Below are 7,867 nucleotides of genomic sequence, written 5' to 3' on the forward strand. Positions count from 1 at the left end.
GAATTGATTGAGGTATTAATCACTGATTTTCTGCGAGGTCCGCGCGCGCTGGGCGGATTCTTATCGCAACTTCTGACCATGGTGTGGACGGCTGAGTGGGCCAGTGTCCGAAAGAGGTCGATTGAACGCAGGCCGGGTGCGTCAGTGCCTGGCCTGCATGGGAACGTACGCCCTTCTAGAGCTCGTCCTTCAACGTGATCAGCCGCTCATCCGCCGGCACCGGTCGGCCGAAGAAAAAGCCCTGAAAGTGCGAGCAGCCTTCCGCTTGCAGCTGAAGCATCTGTTCGTGGGTTTCCACACCCTCCGCGGTGGTCTCGATCATCAGGCTGTTGCCCATGCCGGTGATCGCCCGGATGATCGCCAGCGCCTCTTTGTTCTCGGCCATGTCCTTGACGAACGAGCGATCGATCTTGATGCGGTCGAAGGGGAAGGAGCGCAGGTAGCCGAGGGACGAATACCCGGTGCCGAAATCATCCAGCGAAATCGCCACGCCCAAGGCCTTGAGGGCGCGCAGGGTCGAGACGTTCTCGTCGCTGTCACCCAGCAGCACCGATTCGGTAATCTCCAGTTCGAGGCGTTCGGGCGCCAGGCCCGAGTCCGCCAACGCCAGTTCGACGATGGCGATCAGCCCCAGGTTCTTGAACTGGATCGGTGACAGGTTCACCGACACCGTTTGCAGTGTGCCCCAGCCAGCGGCTTCCTGGCAGGCGAGGTTCAAGGCGCGGGTGCCGACTTCGTGGATCAGCCCGGTTTCCTCGGCCATCGGGATGAAGTCCATCGGTGGAATGATGCCCTTGATCGGGTGAATCCAGCGGATCAGCGCTTCGTAGCCGGAAATGTCCTGACCGTCCCGGCTGACGATGGGCTGGTAATGCATCTTCAACTGGCCGAAATGCAGCGCGGTTCGCAAGTCGGCTTCGAGGGTCCGGCGCTGGCGGGCGATCTCGTCCAGTTCCTGGCGGAAACGCTCGAAACGGTTGCGACCATTGCGTTTGGCTTCGTACAGCGCCATGTCGGCGTAACCCATCAGTTGCTCGGGTTTGACGTGGTCTTCGGGCGACAGCGCGATGCCCACGCTGACGCCGACCGAGCAGCTGTGGCCGTCGATCAGGAACGGTGGCCGGATGGCCTGAATCATCCGTTGCGCCGCCAGCTCGGCGGCCTCTTGGGTGTCCAGCTCCGGCAAGATGACCGCGAACTCATCGCCGCCCAGGCGCGCGAGGGTGTCGCGGTCGCGCAACTCGGACCGCAGGCGTTCGCTGAGGGCGCGCAGCAGTTTGTCCCCGAACGCGTGGCCCAGCGCGTCGTTGACGTCCTTGAAATCGTCAAGGTCCAGGCACAGCGTGCCGGTAATTTTTCCTGAACCGGTCGGCCCGTTGGAGCGGGCCAGTGCTTCCTTCAAACGCTGCTGAAACAGCGTGCGATTGGGCAACCCGGTCAGCGCGTCGTGGTGGGCCATATGATGAATCTTGGCGTTGGCCGCCAGCTCATCGGTCACGTCTTCGGCCACGAACAGCACGTAATCAGAATGGCTTTCGGTGTCCTGATTGAGCACCGTGCGGCTGCGCAGCGTCCGCAGCCCTTGTGCCGTGTGGACCTGCATCTCGGAGGTCCGGACCTCGCCCATCGACAGGGTCTGGTTCATCTGCTGATTGATGTAATCCGCCACCTCCGGCCGCAGGCATTCACTGGCAAAACGACCGACCATTTTGGTGGCGGCGAACAACCGTTCCGCCTGCTGATTCACCAGCAGAATCTTGTGCGAGCGTACGTCCTGCACGATCACGCTGGCCGGAATGTTGGCGATCACCGAGTCGAGGAAGCGCGACAGCGTGGCCATCTCGGCGCTGCGCTTCTCCGCCAACTCCTTGGCTTCCAGCAATTGCAGTTCGGTCTTGCGGCGCTCGGTGATGTCCCGGGTGATCTTGGCGAAACCAATCATCTCGCCGTCGTCATCGTGGATGGCGTCGATCACGACGTGGGTCCAGAAATGCGAACCGTCCTTGCGCTGACGAATGCCTTCCGCTTCGAATCGGCCATCCCGGCGCGCGGTTTCCAGACCTTTGGATGGCAGCCCTAAGGCGCGATCCTCCGGCGTGTAAAACACCGAAAAATGCTGGCCGACGATCTCATGCTCCAGATACCCCTTGGCCCGCTGGGCACCGGCGTTCCAGTTCACCACGTTGCCGTCCAGGTCCAGCATGTAGATTGCGTAGTCACTGACGCCCTGGACCAGCAAACGGAAGCGCCGCTCCTGCTCGCGCTGCACCTGCAGCGCCTGATGCTGTTGGGTGCAATCGCGGGTAATCTTGGCGAAACCCAGCAGCTCGCCCACGTCATTGCGAACGGCGTCGATGATCACGTGGGCCCAGAACGCGCTGCCGTCCTTCTTCAACCGCCAACCCTGAGCCTCGAACCTCCCCTCAGTGCGGGCGATCCGCAGGTTCTGGCCCGGCAAATCAGCGCGTCGTTCGTCCTCGCTGTAAAACAACGAAAAGTGCTGCCCCACGATCTCCACCGCCGTATACCCCTTCGCCCGCTGCGCCCCAGGGTTCCAGTTCGCCACGATGCCTTCCGGCGTCAGCATGTAAATCGCATAGTCCACGACGCTCTGAATCAGCAGTCGGTACATCGCGTCGGAATCCTGGAGTAACGGCATTCAAAGCACCTGAAGGGTGGAAAAGCGTGATGTGGCGGAGTATGGCGTGAAAGTGATGCAAAATCAGGTTGCTGTATAGGTATCGGCTGGGGCACAGCGGTATTGAGGGCGCGAGAGCGGAGAAAGATGTAACAGAAACCCGCTCTTCATATTCCGGTTCAGGTGTGCAGCGGCTCATAGAGACGTGCATAAAGCCCCCATCCTTTTCCTGAGTTTTGGAAATCAGGGGAGGGTGCCGGGCTGAGCGCCCGAAACAGAAGTGTGTCGTGAGTGGCCTGAGCAGTTCGCCCGCTCAATACAGAGTCAGTGCGCGGCCCCACCCTTGACTCCTCCCGGCAATTTCTTGGTCAGCATCACCGCCACCATGCTGATGCCCAGTGCCAACCCGACAAAATGGAACGCGTCGTTATAGGCCATGATCGCCGCCTGCTGATGGGCGATTTCACTGAGTTTGCCCAGCGCTGCCGTTTCATTGCCCAGTCGGTCGGTGAGCTGTGCCATGCGTTCGGCGACTTGAGGGTTGGCAGGGGAGATCGACTCACGAAGGTAATCGAAGTAGGTCTTGGTCCGCGCGTCCAGCAGGGTGGCGAGCAGCGCGATGCCGATGGCGCCGCCGAGGTTGCGCAGGATGTTGAACAGGCTCGATGCCGACCCTGCGTCCTGCGGCTGGATGAACGCGGTGGCGATCAGCGAGATGGTGACCATGATCAGCGGCTGCCCCAGCGCGCGGACGATCTGGATGTGGTTGAACTGCGGCCCGGCGAAGTCCGGGTTGAGCACCCCTGAAGAAAAACTGGCGATGCCGAACAGGCCGAAACCGAGGGTGCAGAGCACTTTGGGCGGGATGATCTTCATCAGTTGAGGAACGAGAGGGATCAGGAACAACTGCGGCACGCCCATCCACATGATCACTTCGCCGATTTGCTGCGCGTTGTAGCCCTGAATCTGCGCGAGGTACAGCGGCAGCAGGTAAATCGAGCCGTACAGTCCGACACCCATGCCGACGCTGGAAATGCTCGACAGGCCGAAGTTGCGGTTGCCGAGGATGCCCAGGTTGATCAGCGGCTTGGGTTTGGAGAACTGGATGATCACGAAGGTGATCAGGCTCAGCAACGCGACGCTGCCGAGGGTGACGATCAGGTTCGATTCCAGCCAGTCCTTGCGGTGGCCTTCTTCGAGGAACACTTGCAGGCAGCCCAGTCCGACCCCGAGGGTGACGATCCCCGCGTAGTCGGTGCTTTTGAGCAACTCCCAGTGCGCCGCCTTTTTCTCCAGGCCGTAGAGCAGCCCGGCGATCATCACCAGCCCCGGTGGGATGTTGATGTAGAAAATGTATTCCCAGCCGAAATTTTCCGTCAGCCAACCGCCCAGTGTCGGGCCGATGGAAGGGGCGAAGGTCGCGGTCATGGCGAACAGCGCCATGCCTTTGGCCCGGTGATGTTCCGGGAGTTTGATCAGGGTCAGGGTAAATGCCAGTGGGATCAGCGCGCCGCCCGTGAAGCCTTGCAGCGCGCGGAACACGATCATGCTTTCCAGACTCCAGGCCATTGAGCACAGCAGCGATGAAATCAAAAAACCGAGCGACACCCACACCGCCAGCCTGCGTGCCGAGAGCAACTGCACCAACCACGCGGTCAGCGGGATCATGATGATTTCCGCCACCAGGTAGGACGTGGAAATCCACGAGCCTTCTTCCAGCGTGGCAGACAGCGCGCCCTGGATGTCTTTCAGCGAGGAATTGGTGATCTGGATGTCCAGCACCGCCATGAACGCGCCGAGCATCACGCTCATGACCGCGATCCAGTCGCGCCGGGTCGGTTCGCCGACCGGGCGAATCAGCGCGTCACCGGCCACTATGTGGGTCGTTTGCCGGTTTGATATTGACCGAGACCGTCACCGACATGCCCGGACGAATCTTGCCGTGTAACGGGTTGTCGGGCACGAACGTCAGCTTCACCGGAATGCGCTGAACGACCTTGGTGAAGTTGCCGGTGGCGTTGTCCGGCGGCAGCAGACTGAACTGCGCGCCCGAGGCGGCGAACAGGCTGTTGACCCGGCCCTGAATCGGCGTGGCGGGGAAGCTGTCGAACGTCAGCTCGGCGGACTGGCCAATCTCCATGTGCTCGATCTGGGTTTCCTTGAAGTTGGCCTGCACCCAGATGTCTTCGTCCGGCACGACCGACAGCAGGTACGCCCCAGCTTGCACGTATTGGCCATTGCGCGCCGCCCGCTGACCGATCAGGCCGCTGATCGGCGCGTGAATTTCCGTGCGTTGCACGTTGATGTCGGCCTGAGACAGGTCGGCGCGGGCGGTGGCGATCTGCGCGTCCAGCCGTTTGATTTCAGCAGTCAGGGCATTGACCTGCTGGCGCTGACTCTGGGCATCGGCTTGAGCTTTCGTGACCTGCGAACGGGCGACGCTGCTGTCGGCGGTCATGGTGGTGACCTGTGCCTCGGAGACGAATCCCGGCGTGCGCAATTTCTGCAACCGGGCCAGATCCAGTTGGGTGCGGCCCAGGGTCGCCTGATTGGCCTGGACTTGCGCGTCACTGGCGGCGATCAAGCTCGATTGCTGGGTCAATTTGCTTTGCGCCTGCACCCGCTCGGCTTCACGTGTGGCCAAAGTGGCCTTGGCGCGGTCGATGGCCAGACGAAAATCATCCGGCTCCAGCTTCACCAGCAACTGACCTTTCTCCACGTGCTGGTTGTCCTGCACCAACACCTCGCTGACCCGCGCGCCGAGCTGGCTGGACAACCGGGTAATCTCACCCTGCACGTAAGCGTTGTCGGTGGTTTCGTAAAAGCGTCCTTTCAAGTACCACTGGGCGAAGAAGGCGAGTGCGATCAGCAGGACCACCCCGAAAAAGATGAACAGGCGGCGTTTGAGTTGGGCAGGCATGGTCGTTCTGAATTTTTAGAATGTAAGGAAATTTATCAGCTAACCGAGTCTGGCACCTAGCCATCGTTGCAATAATGACTCGAATTGATAATCGAGTATTCATTCCCTGGCGTAACGCCATGGCCTGACTATGCTGCATGCCCATCCCTCGAAATCCGCTCGCCTGCGCGCCGACGCTGGAGCCGCGAGGGCCGTGCCTGTTAAGATTCGCGGCTTGTTCGACCTATCCGGAATTTTCCATGACCACCGTTCGCACCCGCATCGCGCCATCGCCCACCGGCGACCCCCACGTTGGCACGGCTTACATCGCACTCTTCAACTATTGCTTTGCCAAGCAGCATGGCGGCGAATTCATCCTGCGCATTGAAGACACCGATCAGCTGCGCTCGACCCGCGAGTCCGAACAACAGATTTTCGACGCCCTGCGCTGGCTCGGCATCGAGTGGAGTGAAGGCCCGGACGTCGGTGGTCCTCACGGCCCTTATCGCCAGAGCGAGCGGGGCGACATCTATAAGAAATACACCCAGCAACTGGTCGATGCCGGTCATGCCTTCCCATGCTTCTGCACCGCCGAAGAGCTGGATCAGATGCGTGCCGAGCAGATGGCCCGAGGCGAAACCCCGCGTTACGACGGCCGTGCGCTGCTGCTTTCCAAGGAGGAAGTCGAGCGCCGTCTGGCCGCAGGCGAACCCCATGTCATCCGCATGAAAGTGCCGAGCGAAGGCGTGTGCGTGGTGCCGGACATCTTGCGCGGCGAAGTCGAAATTCCGTGGGACCGCATGGACATGCAGGTCCTGATGAAGACCGACGGGCTGCCGACTTACTTCCTCGCCAACGTCGTCGATGACCACCTGATGGGCATCACCCACGTGCTGCGCGGCGAAGAATGGTTGCCATCGGCGCCGAAGCTGATCCTGCTGTATGAATACTTCGGCTGGGAAAAACCGGCGCTGTGTTACATGCCGCTCCTGCGTAACCCGGACAAGAGCAAGCTGTCCAAGCGCAAGAACCCGACCTCGGTGACGTTCTACGAGCGCATGGGCTTCATGCCCGAAGCGATGCTCAACTACCTGGGCCGTATGGGCTGGTCGATGCCGGATGAGCGCGAGAAGTTCTCGCTGCAGGAAATGGTCGAGCACTTCGACCTGAACCGCGTCTCGCTCGGCGGGCCGATTTTCGACATCGAGAAACTGTCCTGGCTCAACGGCCAGTGGCTGCGCGAGCTGCCGGTCGAAGAATTTGCCGCCCGCGTGCAGAAGTGGGCGTTCAACAGCGACTACATGATGAAGATCGCGCCCCACGTGCAGGGACGCGTCGAAACCTTCAGCCAGGTTGCGCCGCTGGGAGGATTTTTCTTTGCCGGTGGTGTGAACCCGGACCCGAAGCTGTTCGAGCACAAGAAGCTGTCGCCTGAGCAAGTGCGTCAGGTGCTGCAACTGATCCTCTGGAAGCTTGAGTCGCTGCGTCAGTGGGAAAAGGACACCATCACCGGCTGCATTCAGGCGGTGGTCGAACATTTGGAGCTCAAGCTGCGTGATGCCATGCCGCTGATGTTTGCGGCCATTACCGGTCAGGCGAACTCGGTCTCGGTGACCGATGCGATGGAAATCCTCGGCCCGGACCTGACTCGCTACCGTCTGCGTCAGGCGCTGGACCTGCTGGGCGGCGTGTCGAAGAAAGAAAACAAAGAGTGGGAAAAGCTGCTCGGCGCCATTGGCTGAGGGGCACTCTGTCGTTGCGTGCCGCTTGAGTGCGGCATGCAGCGAGCGAAAGGTCGAGGTTTTCCGGGGGAGGGCGGTAAGTGATTGTTATCCCGGAAAATTCTTTTGAAATATGTTTAAAAAAAGTTTGACAGGTATTCGGGTCGCACTTAATATGCGCCCCGTCCACACGGCAACACAGAAACACGGCGGCAACGCAGTGTGATGTGACGGTGTAATGTGGGGCTATAGCTCAGCTGGGAGAGCGCCTGCATGGCATGCAGGAGGTCAGCGGTTCGATCCCGCTTAGCTCCACCAATTTAGAAGTTTCAAGGTCGGCTACACTGCCTTGGAGTTTGTACCGCAAATCGGAACCAGCACCGATCAGGTACACAAAGGGTTACGTCCCCTTCGTCTAGTGGCCTAGGACACCGCCCTTTCACGGCGGTAACAGGGGTTCGAGTCCCCTAGGGGACGCCAGCTTTACCGAGTGATGCCGCAAGGTTGATCTCCGCCGCGAGGCGCTAAATCTGGGGCTATAGCTCAGCTGGGAGAGCGCCTGCATGGCATGCAGGAGGTCAGCGGTTCGATCCCGCTTAGCTCCACCAA

General features: G+C 60.5%; 4 protein-coding genes and 3 tRNA genes. 4 read left to right on the forward strand and 3 right to left on the reverse strand.

Annotation, left to right across the window (positions count from 1 at the left end; all coding sequences use genetic code 11):
• Nucleotides 1-175 precede the first annotated feature (175 nt).
• From GVN17_RS26930 to GVN17_RS26940, 3 genes are all read right to left on the reverse strand, one after another.
• The gene (locus GVN17_RS26930) at nucleotides 176-2,659 is read right to left on the reverse strand and encodes an EAL domain-containing protein (RefSeq protein WP_166598334.1); all 2,484 of its coding nucleotides are present in this window, start codon (nucleotides 2,657-2,659) and stop codon (nucleotides 176-178) included.
• 303 nt (nucleotides 2,660-2,962) lie between these two features.
• Nucleotides 2,963-4,450: an MDR family MFS transporter gene (locus tag GVN17_RS26935; protein ID WP_178115768.1), complete on the reverse strand. Its 1,488-nt coding sequence runs from the start codon at nucleotides 4,448-4,450 to the stop codon at nucleotides 2,963-2,965.
• Nucleotides 4,451-4,502: 52 nt separating this feature from the next.
• Complete coding sequence (locus GVN17_RS26940) at nucleotides 4,503-5,558, reverse strand: HlyD family secretion protein (protein WP_166598336.1); 1,056 nt, start codon at nucleotides 5,556-5,558, stop codon at nucleotides 4,503-4,505.
• A gap of 239 nt (nucleotides 5,559-5,797) precedes the next feature.
• Here GVN17_RS26940 and gltX point away from each other — a divergent pair, with 239 nt between their 5' ends.
• The 4 genes from gltX (at nucleotide 5,798) to GVN17_RS26960 (ending at nucleotide 7,866) form a co-directional block, all read left to right on the forward strand.
• Nucleotides 5,798-7,279 (forward strand): glutamate--tRNA ligase, encoded by a 1,482-nt coding sequence (gene gltX, locus GVN17_RS26945; RefSeq protein WP_166598337.1) that lies wholly within the window; start codon nucleotides 5,798-5,800, stop codon nucleotides 7,277-7,279.
• Nucleotides 7,280-7,500: 221 nt separating this feature from the next.
• Nucleotides 7,501-7,576, forward strand: a tRNA-Ala gene (locus GVN17_RS26950).
• A gap of 86 nt (nucleotides 7,577-7,662) precedes the next feature.
• Nucleotides 7,663-7,738, forward strand: a tRNA-Glu gene (locus GVN17_RS26955).
• A 52-nt stretch (nucleotides 7,739-7,790) separates the two neighbouring features.
• Nucleotides 7,791-7,866 (forward strand) — tRNA-Ala (locus GVN17_RS26960).
• The last annotated feature ends 1 nt before the right edge of the window (nucleotide 7,867 follow it).

The sequence above is a fragment of the Pseudomonas sp. SLFW genome, from assembly GCF_009905615.1.
GTDB classification, from domain to species: Bacteria; Pseudomonadota; Gammaproteobacteria; order Pseudomonadales; family Pseudomonadaceae; genus Aquipseudomonas; species Aquipseudomonas bambusae.

Excerpts from the sequence above, each read along its gene's own strand:
- gltX (WP_166598337.1), top strand. The coding sequence starts at position 5,798 with ATGACCACCGTTCGCACCCGCATCGCGCCATCGCCCACCGGCGACCCC.
- GVN17_RS26930 (WP_166598334.1), bottom strand. The coding sequence starts at position 2,659 with ATGCCGTTACTCCAGGATTCCGACGCGATGTACCGACTGCTGATTCAG.
- GVN17_RS26935 (WP_178115768.1), bottom strand. The coding sequence starts at position 4,450 with ATGAGCGTGATGCTCGGCGCGTTCATGGCGGTGCTGGACATCCAGATC.
- GVN17_RS26940 (WP_166598336.1), bottom strand. The coding sequence starts at position 5,558 with ATGCCTGCCCAACTCAAACGCCGCCTGTTCATCTTTTTCGGGGTGGTC.